The organism is Anaerorhabdus sp. (genome assembly GCF_036641015.1).
In the GTDB taxonomy this organism is placed as follows: domain Bacteria; phylum Bacillota_I; class Bacilli_A; order Erysipelotrichales; family Erysipelotrichaceae; genus Anaerorhabdus.
In genome coordinates this window covers 1-17,642 of the sequence record NZ_JAVWFO010000038.1, presented here as the reverse complement: position 1 = coordinate 17,642, position 17,642 = coordinate 1, and the positions used below count along the sequence as shown (strand labels likewise).

The window sequence follows — 17,642 nt, the reverse complement described above, 5'->3', positions numbered from 1 at the left end:
ATCGTTGATCTCCTCTACTGATAAGTCCATTGGATCAATCAAATGCTTCATATTCACTTTTCCTCCTCATAGTGAACTCTCTTGGATCACTATTGCAACTATTATAGCAGTTAATTTAGATTTTGTATTATCAAAATAAAGAAAACACAAAATTTTCATTTTGCGCCTATTTTCTATTAATAAATATTGGTTTTTCTACTAAAACTTGGTTATTCTTTCCTCTAACAATCTCAAACAAAGTACTGGTAGAGTATTCTTTATTTTCATCAAATATTTGCTTCATTCGTTTTATTTTTAAACCATTTTTAGCCGCTTCCTCTATTATCTCAGCCATTCTTTGTGAACGATGTACCAAATAAAAGCGTCCCTCACTTTTTAATAATCGCCTAACACTTAGCAATAACTCACTTAGTGTAAGCATTTCTTCATGTCTTGCAATACGCAAATATTCACTCTCATTAACATTTGAACTTTCACCGATCTTAAAAAATGGTGGGTTACATATAATTACATCAAAGATTTCACCACGATAATCTTGAATTTTTGTGCAAATTAAATTAGCTTCCACACGATTGTGTTCTAGGTTTTCTTTAGCCAATTCTATCGCTTCTAAGAAGTAATCAACACCTACTAGTTTCTTTGGTTTAAATTCACTTGCATACAAAAGTAATGCACCATTATTACAACCTATATCTAATACCGATTCATCTTTTTTAACCTCGATAAATTTACCTAAAAAATGTGTATCAGAATTAATTCTAAACATATCTTTTCTTTGCATAATTTCTAATTCAGTTTCCGGCAAGTAATCAAAAGACATTTTCTTGTGCTAGTTCAAACCAAAAAGTTGAACCTTTCCCCTCTTCGCTAATTACACCATATTGTGCTTGATGATTATCTAATATTGCTTTAACAATCGCAAGTCCTAAACCAGTTCCTACAGTTGCACGCTTAAATGATTTATCAATTTTATAATAGCGATCCCAAATATATGGAATACTATCCTCTGGTATTCCAGAGCCCGAGTCTTCTACTTCAACACGTATACTGTCATCCTTCTTAATAATTCTTACAGTAATATATCCACCATCATCTGTATGTTTAAAAGCATTAGATAAAAAATTATATAATACTTGTCCTATCTTAATTTCATCTGCATACAAAATTAAACTATCATCGCTTTCAAGCTTCACATTAAAATTATGCTCATCAATTAACACCTGAAATAACGAAAGTATATGTCTAGCTTTTTCCGTCAAATCAAAATTGCTATATCTTAGCACATAATTTCCAGATTGCATTTTAGATAATTCTTGCATATCAAGAACCAAGTGATCTAAATAATCTACTTCCTTTATAATTACATCTAAATGCTCCTCACGTTTATTTGGGTTATCACCCGATATATCCCGTATCATTTCTGCATAAGCTTTAATCATGGTTAGTGGTGTCTTTATATCGTGACTTACATTGGCTATTAAATCTTTACGTAGCTCATCAACTTTTTCTAATTTATTAGTTGCATCGTTAAGTGTTGTAGCAAGGTCATTTATTTCTCTAAAATATGATCCTTCAAAATGTGTATTTTCATAATCAGCTTTTGCTAAAGAATCAGCAGAAATTTTCATTTTAACAATCGGTTTTGATAAACCATTTGATATGAATAAAGATATTAAGAATGAAAATCCAATAATAATCAATGTATAAAAGAAGTACTGTTCTTGGAAAAAACTAATAATAGAATCAACTGGTTCAAGAGGACTATTAATGTATAAATATAAATTACCAAGGTTAGTCTCAATTTTTTCACCATAAAATATCATTTCTTGTTTACTTTTTGAGTTAACTAATATTTCTGTAAACGTATTATCATTTGAATCTACATATCCATTAAGCTTAAATCCATCATTAAAAGGAACAATTTCTTGTTCTCCTAATGAAACGTTTTGATTGAAAATACAACTTTGCCCAAGTCCATCTGCACTATAGACAAGTTTCCCTTGCTCATTAAAAATTACTGCACAAACACTATTATTAACAGCAACTTGGAATGCTTTTTCAACCATGTACTCACTACCTGTATTATTGTTGATAATATATGATTCAAGTTGCCCAGCAACCTCTTTAATTGCTGTCATTTTATTATTTCTATAATACGGTTTAATAAGTGAAAATTGAAGTATCCCCAGAATTAATAATATTGCAAGCGCAAACAAGAAGAAATCCAACCAAACATTGAATTTTATTCCTCTTAACCTATGCTTCAAACTTATATCCCATTCCTCTCACCGTTACAATAAAATCACGGTATTTACCTAAGTTATGTCTTAGCATCTTAACATGTGTATCTACTGTTCTATCGTCACCAAAATAATCATAATCCCATACTTCTTCAAGCAACTTCATTCTTGATAAAGCAATATTCTTATTTTTAACCATATACAATAGTAAATCAATTTCTTTTGGTGTTAAGTTAACTTTTTGCCCATCCACCGATACACTTCTGCCATCAATATCAATCGCTAATCCGTCAAATTTCAGAATTTGATTTTCTTTGCTTCGTCCACGATCAAGGATAACTTTTACTCTAGCCATTAACTCTTTTGGAGAAAAAGGTTTAATTACATAGTCTTCAACTCCAAGTTCAAAACCGAACAATTTATCGTATTCTTCTTGTCTAGCAGATAACATAATAACTGGAATATCTTTCATTTTTTTAATTTGCTTACAAGCAGAGAATCCATCAAGTTTTGGCATCATTATATCTAATATAATGCAATCAAAATCCTGTGTTTCAACAAGTTGTATAGCTTCTAATCCATCACTCGCCTCTGTTACCTCATATCCATTTAGTAAAGCATACTCTCTAACAACTTCTCTTATTTTTAATTCATCATCAACTATTAATAATTTCGCCATATATTGCTCCTATTCTTCGTCTTTCAACACTTGAATTTTATTCACTAAGCATGAACTTTTTTCATCCATTTTTCCTTCAAAATAAATGTAATAACCTTTTACTAAAGATGATTGAATCTTTGAATAAATTGCAGGCATTACTACTAAATCCATTTCATCTGACTCATCATATCCTACCACAAATGCCATCAAATCACCTTTTTTAGTTCTATGTTGACGAACTTTTGATATACAACAAAAGCCTTTTACAAATCCCTTTGTATGTTTTAATTTTACTAGTGGTTCAATAATAATACCATGTTTTTTCTTAATTTGAAGAATTGGATGCGACCCCAAATAAAAGCCTAATGCTGTTCTTTCTCTTTCACTTCTTTCGATTGAATCTTCCTTTATTTGGTATAAAACAGGTTTTGAAACTAATCCTAAATCAATTCTTGTTTGACCATCTGCTTCGATTCTTACTAAATCAGCATAGCGTATTGCATCATCAAGTGAAGCAAGTAAACTTTTACGATTAATTTTGAATTCATCTAATGCCCCTGCATCAATCAAACATTCTATAACTTTTCGATTTACTTTTCGAGTCATTATACGAGCTACAAAATCATGGAAATCAGTAAATAAGCCATTTTTTCTCTCTTCTAATATTTCACTAATTGCACTACCTCCAACATTCTTTATCGCAAGTAATGGAAACCGAATTTGATGATCAACTAAGTCATATGTATATGTACTTAAATTAATTGAAGGAGGTAAAATCTTAATTTCTTTTTTACGGCATTCATCAATGTATTCAGCCGAAGCAACTGACGAACCGATTACACTATTTAATAAAGCACAATAAAATTCATATGGATAATTAGCTTTCAAATATGCCATTTGATATGCAATTAGTGCATATGCTACCGAATGCGCTTTACCAAATCCATATCCAGCAAACTTCATAATTAAATCAAACACTTGATGAGATAATTGCTCATTATGTCCATTTTGAATACAACCTTTAATAAAATCGTCTTCAATTGCCGCTAAATCATTAAGTTTCTTTTTTGATATAGCTTTTCTTAGAGTATCAGCTTTACCAAGTGAAAATCCCGCCATCACTTGTACAACCTGCATGACTTGTTCTTGGTAAATCATAATACCATATGTATCTTTTAAAATAGGTTCTAAACTAGGATGTAAATACTCAATATGTCCTTGTTTTCTAGCTTCAAGATAAATAGGAATATTTTCCATTGGACCTGGTCTAAATAACGCTATTGTTGCTGCAATATCTTCAAAACAATTTGGTTGCATTTGACGAACTAAGTTTTTCATTCCGCTTGATTCTAATTGAAATACTCCCACTGTATCGACTCTTTTAATTAAATCGTATGCCAATAGATTATTTAAAGGTATTTGTAAAATATTAAAATTAGGTTGTTCTTCTTTAATCTTATTGACTACTTGATCAATAATTGTTAAATTTCTTAATCCCAAAAAATCCATTTTAATTAATCCAAGTGATTCTAAATAATCCATTGTATATTGTGTAGATACCATATCAGGTTCTATTTGAATTGTTGGTAATACCTCATTCAAGCTTTTGCTTGACATAACAATTCCAGCAGCATGAGTACTTGCATGCCTTGGTAATCCTTCAAGTTTTAAAGCATATTTAAATAATTCTTTGTATCTTTTATCAGCTTCTACATATTGTCTCAAAATAGATGATTGTTCTAGAGCTAATTTAAGTGTCATTTTAGGTGCAAATGGAACAGCCTTACAAATCATATCTATTTCCCTTAGTGATATATCCAAAACTCTACCGACATCACGGAGTACCTGTTTTGCACCCAATGTTCCAAATGTAATAATACGGGCGATGTGTTCTTTGCCATAAGTTTCATAAACATATCTAATTACCTCATCACGTCGATTATCTGGAAAATCAGTATCAATATCAGGCATTGAAATTCTTTCCGGATTCAAGAATCTTTCAAATAGCAACTTATGAACAATTGGATCAATATGTGTTATACCTAAGCAATAAGCAACTAAAGAACCTGCAGCACTTCCTCTTCCAGGTCCAACATATATTTCTCGTTTTTTAGCAAATCGTATGAAATCCCAAACAATTAAAAAATAATCTTCAAAATTCATTGAGGTAATTATATCTAACTCATATTTCAATCGATCAGTATATTCTTTTGTTAATTGATTATTTAAACGTTTTTTAAGTCCAGCAATACACAATTGTGTTAAATAGTTTTTACCATCTATTCTATTAGGGGTATTAAAACATGGTAAAGATGTATGAAAATCTTCAAAACTGACATTACATCTCTCTGCAATCATTTCTGTTTGTTTTAAATCATCAAAATCATACAATTGTTCCATCTCTTTTGAATCTCGTATATATCTACCTTGAATTGAAGGTAATGAATAATCATTTAGTGTTTTAGCCAATCTAATACCTGTAACAATCTTGTAACAAATCGCATCCTCTTCTTTTTCATAATATATTTTACTCATTGCAACAGTTGTACCACCTAAACTATGTACGATAGTTTTAAGCATATTATTCTTAATTTTCCAAAATGAAGCATCATTTAATGATAATCCAAAAACACAATCATCAAATAATTGGATCATTTCTTGTACTCGTTCCCTACATTCTTTATCATTTTCATTTACAAGCGAAGATTCAAGATACCCACCCTCACCATAAACTACAAGAATGTTATCTATAGCATACTCTTTTAACATATTAAGTGTTAACTTGTTATTGGTATCTGAAACATAACTTGAACATTGTACACAATTCTTAAATCCTTTGCTATTTTTAGCTAATAACAAGAAATCATATACTTCTCCATTTATTTCACAAGAAACTTCAAGTCCAAATATAGGTTTAATTTGAGCTTGTTTACAAGCTTTATAGAATTCCATTGCACCAAACATTACATTTCTATCGGTAAGCGCCACGCATGAAAAATTCAACGATTTGCTGGTATTGACCAATTGTTGAATTGTTAGAGTGCTATCTAATAATGTATATGAACTTCTTGCATGTAAATGGATCATAGTTTTTCCTCTACCTGTATTTTAACATAAAAAAACACATTTTCTTAATTTGAATTGCAAGAATGATAATGAAAACCCTATCATTCACAACTAAGCAAAAAAATCGCTAATTATGGGAAAACATCATGAAAATTTCACATTATTTAAGAGGTTTTTAAAAGAATTTTAGCCGCATTTATGATAGAATGTATGAGCACATGTTTGGAGTGATAAGATGGATGACAAAATAAAAGACACAAAAGTCAAAGAATCTGGCAAATCAGCAAAAAAATCCAGTGAACAACCTGGTAAATCTACTAAAAAAGCCAGTACAAATAAAAGCTCTAGTGTTAGCAAAAAAAGCACAACTACTAAAACTGGTACTAAGAAATCTACTTCTGCTAAAGATACTACTAAACCAGCAGCAAAGAAAACTGGTACTACTAAAACAAAGAGTACAACTACTAGTAAAGCAAAAACTAGTGATGCTACTAAAACTAAATCAACCACAAAAAAAGCATCTACTTCTAAAAACAAGACAAAAGATGTTGTTTTTGACAAACCTGTAGATAGTGATGAAAATAAAGTTACCAAAGTAACTAAACCCTCAAAGCACTCTACTAAAAAATATATTCAAGAAGGTATTAAAGACTTCGAATCTCGTTTAAGTGAAATTAATCTAACTGTTGATGATAAGTTAGCGAAAGATATTCAAAAAAATAAAGAACAAACATCGTCTATTACAGAAAAAAAAGAACAAGAAACTTCCAACAATGAAGAACAGTTAAACAAAAAAATCGAAAGTGATTTTAACATTGAACAAGTAAAAAATAAAATTAAGAATGTATTTTCAAATGAAAAAAGTGACGATTCAAACTTGAATGATCCTACAAAGCCTACTTTTGATTTAACTAAAGTTACAGACAGAATAAAAACGCTTATTTCTAACAAGGACACTACCAATGATAAAGGAGTTCCTGAAAATACAAATGATGAAAAGAAACCACTAATTGATTTGACTAAAGTTACAGAAAAAATTAAAACTGTTGTAACTAAGAAAGACAGTGAAGAGCAAATTGAAGTTTTACCAGAGATAATTGATGAAATTATTGATGTTGAACCAATAAGAGTTATCGAAGAACCTAAGCCTTCGGAACCTATTGTTACGGAAGATGGTCAATTAAATAATGATCTTGCTTCAAATGATTTAGACAATAGAAATCCTGAATCTTTAACAGACACCATCATTGACATAGAACCTGTGACAAAAGTAACCGATGATACCGTAACAGATGAATCTATTAAAGATGAAACAGAACCAACTCCTACTGAAGAAATTATAGAAACCCATGAAACTAGCGAACCAAGCGTCACTCACCTCATTGAAGAAATTGATGAAAGTGAATACGATACCAAGAAAACAATCTTTGGTTTACCATTAAAAAAAGAAAATCGTAGTGACATTGATGAAACAATTATTTTTAAGAAAATTACTGATGACTATCAAGAGTCTGAATATGAACCTAAGCCTAAGAAAAAAGTATCTTTAGGCAAAAAAATAACCGCATCAATCATAATCATAATAATTTGTATTGGATTAATAATTGGTGGCGTTGGTTTAGGAATACTATCCCAAATTTTATCTAAAACTCCAGAATTAAATTTATCCGACTTCACAGGAGCTGAATCTTCTAAGATATACGATGGTGATGGAGCTGTAGTTGCGGAACTTGGAGCGTATTTAAGAGAAAATATTACTTATGATGATTTACCTGAAGCAGTTGTTGATTCGTTTGTCGCAATTGAAGACTCTCGATTTTTCACACATCCAGGTTTTGACTTACCACGATTTACAAAAGCATTTATTGAAAACATTAAATCAATGAGTTTTGGCCAAGGTGGTTCAACATTCACAATGCAATTAGTTAAAAATACTTATTTCAGTATCGACGATATAAAAAATTCAGTAGTTGCAGAAAAATCCATTGATCGTAAAGTGCAAGAAATATATTTAGCTCTCAAAATTGAAAATGATTTTTCAAAAGAAGAAATCTTTGAAAAGTATTTGAACAAATTAAATTTTGGTGGTAATATCCGTGGAATTCAAAAAGCTTCTCTTTACTACTTTGGAAAAGATATTTGCGATGTAAATTTAAGTGAAGCAGCTCTACTTGCAGGTATTGTAAACCTTCCAAATAAGTATAATCCATATAACTATCTTGAACTTGCTACTCAAAGAAGAGATACAGTACTAGATATGATGGCCTATCACGGTTATATAACTAAAGATGAATCTAATCTTGCTAAAGCAATTAAAGTTGAAGACTTACTTGTAGGTGAAGAAAAAACATACAATCGTACTGATAGTCAACACCAAAGTTATATTGATGCCGTAATTGAAGAAGCACAAGAATTAACTGGTAAGGATCCAGCTTTATCTAGCATGAAGATTTATACTTATATGAATCAAGATGTGCAAAATGTTATCGACTCTATACAAGATGGCACAGCTAAGATTCCATTCCCTGATGATTTAATTCAAACAGCAATGATCAGTATGGATAATCGTACAGGTGCGATTATCGGAATCGGTGGAGGTAGAAATTATGAAGGTGCGCGTTTATTAAATCGTGCTACATCAGGTTTCAAACAACCAGGTTCTGCTGTTAAACCTTTCTTATCATATGCATTAGCATTTGAAAACCTATATTGGTCAAGTAAGCACGTATTAACTGATAGACCTTACACATATCGTGGAAGTAGTTTAGTTCTTAAAAACTTTGATGGTAAGTATAGAGGCGATGTTATGATTGACCGTGCTGTTGCAGAATCACTAAATATACCTGCAATTGATACTCTACAACAAGTTATCGATGCTATTGGTAATGAAGAAGTAGTTAAGTATTTACAAACAATTGGATTTAGTAAAGTTACTAATGACAACTTTGATATAAGTTATGCAATTGGTGGTTCTTCATTTGAAACCACAGTTAAAGAAATGGCTGGGGCTCATGCTATGTTAATTAATAGTGGTGTTTACAATGAACCGCATACTATTCAAAAAATAGTTATGCAAGATGGAACAACTATTTATCCAGAAAATCAAAATGTTAAAGTAATCAGTACTGGTTCAGCATACCTTGTTTCAGAATTAATGCTGTTTGCAGTTAATGGACCTTATTACAACTATATGCAAGTATTGAAACGCGGATATCCAGTCTACGCTAAAACAGGTACATCTGACTGGGGTAAAGATGGTATGGTTTATGGCATACCAAAAGGCGCTTCAAAAGACAAATGGATGATTGCATCATCGACACAATTTACTAATGCTGTTTGGGTTGGATATGATAAGGGTATCAAAGGAAAAGGAACTTATTTTAACTCCTATAAGAGTGGTCTTAACTTAACTGGAAAAATTAGCGTAATGTTAATGGATGCGGCAGAAAAAACATCCTCTACTACACCAAAAGCTATTGAAAGACCTAGCGATATTGAAGATATCACCTATGTATTAGGTTCATACCCATATGCTGAAGTCACAGATACTACTACATATATGGCTGTAACCGCTGAAATACGCAAAGGTCACCCTCCATTAGCTCCGTTAAGTGCAAGTGGATTAAAAGAAACTCCTATATTATCCGGGATTAATGCTTACTTAAATCCAGATGGTTCATTATCGGTCGCATGGCATGTAAACGGTCAATGCGCTAATGGTACAAAAGATTTAACACTGAATGATGGCAAAAATTATATTCAAGCTTCTGGAGCTTGCTTATTCGATCCAGCAATTGCAGGTGGTGGTACTTCTTATTTTGGTACAGTTTATATTGATGAAGTTCCTTTATATAATATTTCTAGCGACAACGGTTACTATTCAGGATGGCCTGGTGATTTATATGGAACCATAAAAGTATGTGGTGGAGCTACAAACAAATATGGTACAAGTGAAAGCCAATGTGCATATGCAGAATGGCAAGAAACACCTTTAACAAATTAAGTAACTCAAAAGGGACATTGATACGATCAATGTCCCTTTTATACTGATTAGTAATTAACTTTAGTGAATCTTGATGAATTCAATTCATTTTTTATTTCCTGTGTTGACTTTTTTTGGAAATCTGTTAAACTAACTGTTTTTCCCTCACTATCATTTAATTTATACCATTGTCCTTGGTGAAATATTAAATTTGTTGCCCAATTTCCATGTCCATTATTATCCGTTGTAACGAACAATAATTCTGTCTTATCATCAGTGTAATATGGCTGAAAATAATATTGTGTTGAAGAGTTTAAGCCTGCAGCACTAGCCAATTTATTATCAATAACTGGCCAAGTATTACCATATAGTTCTTTCATTGTAGCTCTTAATGTATCATTACGAGCATTTGCAAAATTAATTATTTTACCATTAGTTAACTCAGATATACACTTGTCTTTATCTTTTACTTCTGCACACTTTTCAATCTTAGATAATAAAGAATCCATATTACCCGCAACATATTCATCATATATTGTTAACTCTCCAAGTGTACTAATTTTATGATGAGGACACCAAAGATTATCTAGATATTGTCTTCCGTATTCATCATGGGTTTTAGGACATTCTGCTTTACCTGAAAAATATTTACCATTCTTATTTGTAATAACTGCAGTCATCGAAACTTTTTCATCAGTTGTTTTAGCGGTTAAATATGATCTTTGCACAAGATTAAGATTATTCATACATACGACACGTTGTGATTCTTCAACATATCCAGAAATTTGGGGTACTAATAATAACCCCAAAGTAGCTAATATCGCAATAACCACTATTAATTCAATTAAGGTAAACCCTTTTAATTTGTTATTCATTATAATTCCTCTATTCATTATATATTGGTGTATGACAGGTATATAGATTATATCATAATTCTTAAAATAAAAATGAACCCAAATTACATAATAACATGGGTTCATTACTCTAAATTTCTTCTGATTTTAATTTTCTACCCATCAATTCACTTATTGCTGTTGATGGTTTTTTGTTTTCATATAAAACTTTATATACTTCTTCAGTAATCGGCATCTCAATTCCTTGTTTTTTTGCTTCCTCATATATAACTTTTGCAGCTCTCACACCTTCAACAGTTTTATGATTATTTTCTAAGAATTCAGTAGCAGAATCTGCTTTACCAATCTCAAATCCAGCTTGGAAATTACGAGAATGTTGAGAAGTACATGTAACAATTAAATCACCAACTCCTGTTAAACCCAAATAAGTTTCCGCTTTGCCACCTTGAGCAACCCCATATCGTGACATTTCTGCTAAACCTCTTGTCATGAGTGCAGCACGTGCATTATCTCCTTGATTTAAGCCAGATAGAACACCACTTGCTAGTGCCATAATATTCTTAACTGCTACACCTATTTCAGCTCCTATAACATCGGTATTTCGATAAACTCTAAACACATCATTAGAAAATAGTTTTTGAACAAGAATTGCTGAATCTTCATTTTCACAAACTGCGTTAACAGTTGTTAATAAGCCAATAACTACTTCTTCCGCATGTGATGGACCAATCAATGAAACAACATCTTTAAGTTTACTAGGATCCATAAATCGTTTAATAACTACCGAAAGTCTTTCATGTGTTTCTGGATGAAATCCTTTGGCAACATTAATAACGATTACTTGTTTTTCTAATAGCGGATTTATCATTTTACAAACAGACTCAATTGCTATAGATGGAACAGCTAATAGGACTATATCAGCATCCTTTACACAGTTAATATCTGTTGTAGCATTAAGTTTATTACTTAAAATAACACCATCTCCAAAGTACTTTGTATTTTTATGAAATTCATTAATATCTCGAACTTCAGATTCATCTTTTCCCCAAATAATTGTATCAACATTGTTGTCTACTAATATTTGCGCTAAGGCAGTACCCCAACTACCACTTCCTAATATACATACTTTCATATCAATTATCCTTTTGCTCTAGCAATAATACGGATTGGTGATCCATCAAATCCAAATGCTTCTCGTATCCTATTTTCTAAATAACGTTTATAACTAAAATGCAATAACTCTGGATCATTTACAGATAATATAAACGTTGGTGGAGCAACTGAAACTTGTGTTGCATATAAAACTTTAAATCGTTTTCCATTTATAGCAGGTGCAGGAGTCATCATTTGAGCATCCATTACAACTTCATTTAATACATTAGTAGCAATTCTTAATTGACTAAATTGATAAACATCTTTAATCATAGGAATTAAATCATGAATTCTTTGTTTTGTTTTTGCAGATACAAAAACAATTGGCGCATATGTAAGATAAATGAATTGATCACGAATCTTTTCTTTTACTTCATTCATTGTCTTATCATCTTTTTCTACAGTATCCCATTTATTATAAACAATAATAATTGGTTTTCCTGCTTCATGAGCATATCCTGCTACATGTTTATCTTGTTCAAGAATTCCTTTTTCGCCATCGATTACAAATAAAATAACATCACTACGTTCGATTGCAGACATTGCTCTTAATACCGAATATTTTTCAATATTCTCGTATACTTTACCTCTTTTACGTATACCAGCAGTATCCACAATAACATAGTCTTGACCATCTTTTACAAATGGCGTATCGACTGCATCACGTGTAGTTCCTTCAATGTCACTTACAATAACACGTTCTTCATTAAGAATCGCATTAACGATGCTCGATTTACCCACGTTAGGTCTACCAATACATGCAAAACGAATACTACCTTCATAGTCTTCTTTTTTCTTTGTTGGAAACAATGCAATAACTTCATCTAGAACATCACCCATACCAATACCATGAACACCACTGACTGCATGAGGATCCCCTAAACCTAAATTATAAAACTCATAGATAGATTCAATCTTAGATGAATCATCTATTTTATTAACCGCTAGTACAACAGGTTTACTTTGCCTTTTTAGCATATTTGCAATGTATTCATCATCATGTGTTATGCCTTCTTTTCCTGACACTACAAAGACAATAACATCTGCTTCTTCCATTGCAATTTCAACTTGTGCTTTTATTTCTTCTTGAAAAGGTTGATCCAATAATTGAATACCACCTGTGTCTATAACACGAAAATCTTTTGTTAACCATTCACCTTTACCATAAATTCTATCTCTAGTAACTCCTGGTGTATCTTCAACAATCGATAATCTCTCACCGATGAAACGATTAAAGATTGTTGATTTCCCTACGTTGGGACGACCTACTATTGCAACAATCCCATTTATCATTTCAAAACCTCATTTCTATTTCAATTTTTGTTTAACTATCTCATCAATCTTATTTACTACCTCAGCAATAGTTAAATTTGATGAATCCACTTCAATAGCGTCATCTGCTTTTTTCAGCGGACTATGTTCACGATGACTATCTTGATAATCACGTGCTTCAATTTCTTTTGTTAATTCTTCCAATATTGAAGGAATCCCTTTTTCAATATTTTCTTTGTGTCTTCTTAAAGCACGCGCTTCAGCAGAAGCAGTTAAAAATATTTTAACTTCAGCATCCTTTAATACAACAGTGCCAATATCACGGCCATCCATAATAACACCTTTAGATTTTGCCATTTCTTGTTGTCTTGCCACTAACTCTTCTCTAACTTTTTCAAGTTTAGAAACATTACTAGCACCCATTGACACTTCATTTGTACGTATTTCATCATTAACTTGTTTACCATCTAAATATATTGATCCATCTGGTTTAAGTTCAATGACTGTATTCTTAATTACTTCAATAATTTTTGGTTCATCCTCTATACAAATTCCCATATTTAAAACTTTATAAGCAACACAACGATACATTGCTCCCGTATCAAGATGAGAATAATTTAATTCTTTTGCAAGATATTTAGCAATAGTACTTTTGCCTGCTGCACTTGGTCCATCAATAGCAATATTAATCTTCACTAGATAATTCCTCTATTTAATAGTAACCAATAACCAACAACACCAATAACTACTAATAATGCAAATATCAAAATAACAAGAATAAAATTAAGAATTCGATTAGAGTTATTTACTTTCTCTTCCATTTGGTCAAGATTACCGCGATAGTGATCTAATTGAACTTTCATTTTTGTAGTTTCTTCCATTAATCGCTCACGTTCATTCTTATCTTTTTTGAATTTTTCTTCAAGATTAAATGGTAATGATACTTGAGTATAATCATCGTCATCACTATCATAATCATCCATTATTTCTTCTTCATTAAGCATCTTACTTAATTCCATAGAAATTTGAGTGTTCATTTTAGTATCTTGTTGTAAGAATGGAATATCTGTTGTCTCACCAGTAACAGGTTCTGTTCTAGATTTAAAAATATCATTAACTTGATAATCATCCAATTCCGTTTTAATCGGTTTTGGCTTATCTCCTCTTAATTCTTGTAAAATATTAATTTGCGTATTGTCGTTTAAAATTCTTCCTTTATCAAGATTATATTGCTTAACTTCTTGAATGTATTCATCTAAATACTCATTATTAAAAGTAGTAACATCTTCACTTTTACCAAAATGTTCATTAGTATCTAAATATTCATTTTCTTTCAATATAGGTTCATGACTAGGTCGAGTTCCTAAATTAACGTTATCAATTTTATTTAGTCGTTCTGTAAACTGATTTAAATCCTTTGAATCAATTTGACCTTCTGCGTCATTTTGTAAATGTTCTCTAAGATCTTGATATTTTGCTGTACGCGAATACTTTCCCATAAAAAGCCTCCTCATAATCAATCCAATTATAACATAAACCAGTGTACTTCTTTAAATAAATTTAGTTTTCTATGTTTATTCTATTTTTTAAGTAATGGTGATATATGTTTATATAAAATCATTGTTAAGCCAGCTACTGCAACTACTTTAACAATATTGAATGGAGTTGTCGCAAATGTAACAAACGTTAATTTATTATTAATAAATGGAACAATTGCTTTACCCATTTGAATGATTGTATCTAAGTCCAAATTAAAGAAAAATGAATAAGCCGGAATCAAAACAAAATAATTCATTAATAATCCCACTGTAATCATTGAAATCGCTCCTACTAGAAGTCCAATAAAAGCATTTTTTCTATTTTTATTTTTAAAATAAATTGCACTTGCTGGCACCACTAATGCACAACCAATAATGAAATTTGCTAACTCACCCACATATGCAGTACTTGAAGGTTTGAATAGCATATATAGCATAATCTTCAGCCCTTCAATTAAAATTGCTGCTAAAGGTCCTAACGCAAATCCTCCTATAAGTACAGCAACTTCACTAAAATCTATTTTGTAAAATCCTGGTGCAATAAATGGAATTGGAAAATCAAAATACATTAGAATGAATGCAATAACTGATAAAATTGCTACTTTAGCCATGGTTTTAATGTTGAATACTTTTCGTGTTGTCATATTTATATCCTCCTATAATGACACTTTTCCAAAAGAAAAAGGTTTTCAACAAAACCTTAGGACGCACTTATTAAAAAGAAAACTTTCTTTCATCTAGACTTTACTATCGCCACTGGAATTACACCAGTTCCTGCCAAATTGGCTCGCGGGGTTTACCGCCGGTCGGGAATTTCACCCTGCCCTGAAGTTTTATCAACCATATTCTATTCTATTAACTTTGTTTTGTCTACCCCTTCTCTGAATAATTGCCACTAAAAATTATTGTTATTTTTAATTATTCGATCCAACACTGTCGTATCCAACAATAAATTTACGGTTTGAAATTTTCCACCATAGAAAACAGCAAAATTATTAAAAGGACATGGTAAATCTTTCGCTTTATCTAATGAGTCAATGTTTATCATCGAAACAAGTATACCTTTGTTTTCGCAATATTTTGATATTGTTTCTATATTTTGTAGCATATATGGACATTGCAAATCGTAATAAATCGTTAATTCTTTATTATCTATTTCACCTAACTTGGCTTTATCAGTAAACTTTGGTGTCATTCCATCAAAAGAAAGCGCAAATAATTCATAGTCATTCGCAGCGCTATCTACTATTTCGAATCCAAATTTTTTAGCAAATGTTTGATCTGTTAGCCAATGTTTTTGTTTTTTTGACCCAAGCATACATATACCAGATTTTCCATTATCTTTAGCATCTTGGATACAATACTCCATTAATTTGCGTCCATATCCTTTACCCGCATGATTCCCCAACACCCACAAACAATAAATGTAGTAGAAATTATCTCCAATAATTGGAACCCACGCTTTTTCAACTGGTGCGTATTCTATAAATACTATTTCTTTTTCATTTAATTTTCTAAACACATGTCCTTCATTCAAACGTTCAACAAGCCAACTTCTTTTAGCTTCGATACCAGAATGAGGTTTTCTAGTTCGAATTATGCAACATAGATGTTCTATTTCAATATTATCGCTTGTTAGATTAATAAATTCATTATCCATTTTATTAAATCTCCAATCACTAAGTTACTACAATTATAACTATGACTTGAATTTATTTCAAGTATTGGTACAGAAAAGAAGTAGATTGTTTAACAATCTACTTCACATTAACTATTTACTTACGTATGTAGCAGCGTTTGCACCAGCAATACGGCCAAATACGATAATATCGGCAACAGCATTACCACCTAAACGGTTACCACCATGTACACCACCAGTAACTTCACCAGCAGCATATAATCCTGGGATTACTTCGCCATTAGCATTAATTACTTCTGTGTTAGTATTGATTTCAACACCACCCATTGTGTGATGAACACCTGGAGCTACTTTAACTGCATAGTAAGGAGCTTTGCTTAGATCATATTTAACAGTTGCTAAATCTTCACGGCCAAAGTCTTTATCTTCACCAGCAGCTACCATTGCTACCCAGTTTTCAATTGTAGTTTGTAATGTAGCTTCATCAACTTCCATTACTTTTGCTAAATCAGCTATTGTTTCACCTTCAACCATGTAACCCTTATTTACATAACCTTGGATTACATTTGAATCATCAAACATTTGTTGATCAACAATTAACCATGCTGCACTTCCTTCTTCAGCAATGATATTAGCACTAACAACATCACGTGTTAATACTTCATTTGTAAAACGATTTCCTTCGTTATTTACTAAGATAGCTCCATCACCACGTAAACTTTCAGTGATTAACGCACCATTAGATTGAACAACTGTTGGGTGAATTTGAATTTCAGCCATATCAATTAGATTAGCTCCAGCTGCTTCAGCCATTTTAATACCATCACCAGTAATTGTAGATGCATTTGTTGTTACATAACCTTTAAGTTCTGGTTTGTATGATTCAACCATTTCTAAGTTACCACCAAATCCACCAGTAGCTAAGATTACTGCTTTAGCATTGATTGTATAATCAGTATCAGCTGAAGATGCTTTAACACCAACTGCTGTTCCTTCATTCATTAAGATTTCTGTTGCTTCTGTTTCCATATAGAATGTTACATTGTTGTCTTTAGCAGCTTGTTCGAAAATAGGAACTAAATAGCTACCAACTGATAAAATCTTACCAGCTTCATCAACGGGTCTATGTGAACGGTTAGTACTAGCTCCACCAGCTTTACCAACATCACTTAAGTGAGCTCCGATTGAATCTAAGAAATCGATTGCAGATGCAGATTGTTCAGCTAATGTTTGAACTA

General features: G+C 31.5%; 13 protein-coding genes and 1 riboswitch. Of the genes, 1 reads left to right on the top strand and 12 read right to left on the bottom strand.

Annotated features, from left to right (window positions below):
* Positions 1-166: 166 nt before the first annotated feature.
* The 4 genes from RR430_RS06600 to dnaE are packed head-to-tail and all read right to left on the bottom strand — an operon-like array spanning position 167 to position 5,988.
* A complete protein-coding gene (locus RR430_RS06600) occupies positions 167-820 on the bottom strand; it encodes a tRNA1(Val) (adenine(37)-N6)-methyltransferase (RefSeq protein WP_332488308.1) in 654 nt (217 codons plus the stop codon).
* A complete protein-coding gene (locus tag RR430_RS06595) occupies positions 810-2,267 on the bottom strand; it encodes a sensor histidine kinase (protein WP_332488306.1) in 1,458 nt (485 codons plus the stop codon). The genes RR430_RS06600 and RR430_RS06595 overlap by 11 nt, the downstream gene beginning before the upstream one ends.
* On the bottom strand, positions 2,257-2,919 hold the full coding sequence (locus RR430_RS06590) for a response regulator transcription factor (protein WP_332488305.1): 663 nt from the start codon (positions 2,917-2,919) through the stop codon (positions 2,257-2,259). Before RR430_RS06590 ends, RR430_RS06595 begins: the two co-directional genes overlap by 11 nt.
* A gap of 9 nt (positions 2,920-2,928) precedes the next feature.
* The gene (dnaE, locus tag RR430_RS06585; protein WP_332488303.1) at positions 2,929-5,988 is read right to left on the bottom strand and encodes a DNA polymerase III subunit alpha; all 3,060 of its coding nucleotides are present in this window, start codon (positions 5,986-5,988) and stop codon (positions 2,929-2,931) included.
* Between the two features lie 214 nt (positions 5,989-6,202).
* On the opposite strand from dnaE, the gene RR430_RS06580 reads away from it, so the two are divergent.
* The gene (locus tag RR430_RS06580; RefSeq protein WP_332508797.1) at positions 6,203-9,970 is read left to right on the top strand and encodes a transglycosylase domain-containing protein; all 3,768 of its coding nucleotides are present in this window, start codon (positions 6,203-6,205) and stop codon (positions 9,968-9,970) included.
* A 47-nt stretch (positions 9,971-10,017) separates the two neighbouring features.
* Here RR430_RS06580 and RR430_RS06575 read toward each other — a convergent pair whose 3' ends face one another.
* The 8 genes from RR430_RS06575 to RR430_RS06540 form a co-directional block, all read right to left on the bottom strand.
* Positions 10,018-10,824 (bottom strand): type II secretion system protein, encoded by an 807-nt coding sequence (locus tag RR430_RS06575; RefSeq protein ID WP_332488300.1) that lies wholly within the window; start codon positions 10,822-10,824, stop codon positions 10,018-10,020.
* A 109-nt stretch (positions 10,825-10,933) separates the two neighbouring features.
* Positions 10,934-11,935 carry an NAD(P)H-dependent glycerol-3-phosphate dehydrogenase gene (locus tag RR430_RS06570; protein WP_332488298.1) on the bottom strand — a complete coding sequence of 334 codons (1,002 nt, stop codon included), beginning with the start codon at positions 11,933-11,935 and terminating at the stop codon, positions 10,934-10,936.
* A gap of 5 nt (positions 11,936-11,940) precedes the next feature.
* Positions 11,941-13,248: a ribosome biogenesis GTPase Der gene (gene der, locus RR430_RS06565; protein WP_332488296.1), complete on the bottom strand. Its 1,308-nt coding sequence runs from the start codon at positions 13,246-13,248 to the stop codon at positions 11,941-11,943.
* A 15-nt stretch (positions 13,249-13,263) separates the two neighbouring features.
* Positions 13,264-13,923, bottom strand: a complete 660-nt coding sequence (gene cmk, locus RR430_RS06560; protein ID WP_332488294.1) for a (d)CMP kinase — start codon at positions 13,921-13,923, stop codon at positions 13,264-13,266.
* Positions 13,923-14,726 (bottom strand): hypothetical protein, encoded by an 804-nt coding sequence (locus RR430_RS06555; protein ID WP_332488292.1) that lies wholly within the window; start codon positions 14,724-14,726, stop codon positions 13,923-13,925. Before RR430_RS06555 ends, cmk begins: the two co-directional genes overlap by 1 nt.
* Positions 14,727-14,806: 80 nt before the next feature.
* The gene (locus tag RR430_RS06550) at positions 14,807-15,409 is read right to left on the bottom strand and encodes an ECF transporter S component (RefSeq protein ID WP_332488291.1); all 603 of its coding nucleotides are present in this window, start codon (positions 15,407-15,409) and stop codon (positions 14,807-14,809) included.
* 76 nt (positions 15,410-15,485) lie between these two features.
* Positions 15,486-15,602, bottom strand: a riboswitch (FMN riboswitch).
* 58 nt (positions 15,603-15,660) lie between these two features.
* The gene (locus RR430_RS06545) at positions 15,661-16,425 is read right to left on the bottom strand and encodes a GNAT family N-acetyltransferase (RefSeq protein WP_332488289.1); all 765 of its coding nucleotides are present in this window, start codon (positions 16,423-16,425) and stop codon (positions 15,661-15,663) included.
* Positions 16,426-16,536: 111 nt separating this feature from the next.
* Positions 16,537-17,642, bottom strand: a 1,106-nt coding sequence (locus RR430_RS06540) for a flavocytochrome c (RefSeq protein ID WP_332508796.1), incomplete at its 5' end; no start/stop codon positions are given.

Bases quoted from the DNA above. Each gene is read 5' to 3' on its own strand.
- RR430_RS06600 (WP_332488308.1), bottom strand. From the start codon at position 820: ATGTCTTTTGATTACTTGCCGGAAACTGAATTAGAAATTATGCAAAGA.
- RR430_RS06590 (WP_332488305.1), bottom strand. From the start codon at position 2,919: ATGGCGAAATTATTAATAGTTGATGATGAATTAAAAATAAGAGAAGTT.
- dnaE (WP_332488303.1), bottom strand. From the start codon at position 5,988: ATGATCCATTTACATGCAAGAAGTTCATATACATTATTAGATAGCACT.
- RR430_RS06580 (WP_332508797.1), top strand. From the start codon at position 6,203: ATGGATGACAAAATAAAAGACACAAAAGTCAAAGAATCTGGCAAATCA.
- RR430_RS06575 (WP_332488300.1), bottom strand. From the start codon at position 10,824: ATGAATAACAAATTAAAAGGGTTTACCTTAATTGAATTAATAGTGGTT.
- RR430_RS06570 (WP_332488298.1), bottom strand. From the start codon at position 11,935: ATGAAAGTATGTATATTAGGAAGTGGTAGTTGGGGTACTGCCTTAGCG.
- der (WP_332488296.1), bottom strand. From the start codon at position 13,248: ATGATAAATGGGATTGTTGCAATAGTAGGTCGTCCCAACGTAGGGAAA.
- RR430_RS06555 (WP_332488292.1), bottom strand. From the start codon at position 14,726: ATGGGAAAGTATTCGCGTACAGCAAAATATCAAGATCTTAGAGAACAT.
- RR430_RS06550 (WP_332488291.1), bottom strand. From the start codon at position 15,409: ATGACAACACGAAAAGTATTCAACATTAAAACCATGGCTAAAGTAGCA.
- RR430_RS06545 (WP_332488289.1), bottom strand. From the start codon at position 16,425: ATGGATAATGAATTTATTAATCTAACAAGCGATAATATTGAAATAGAA.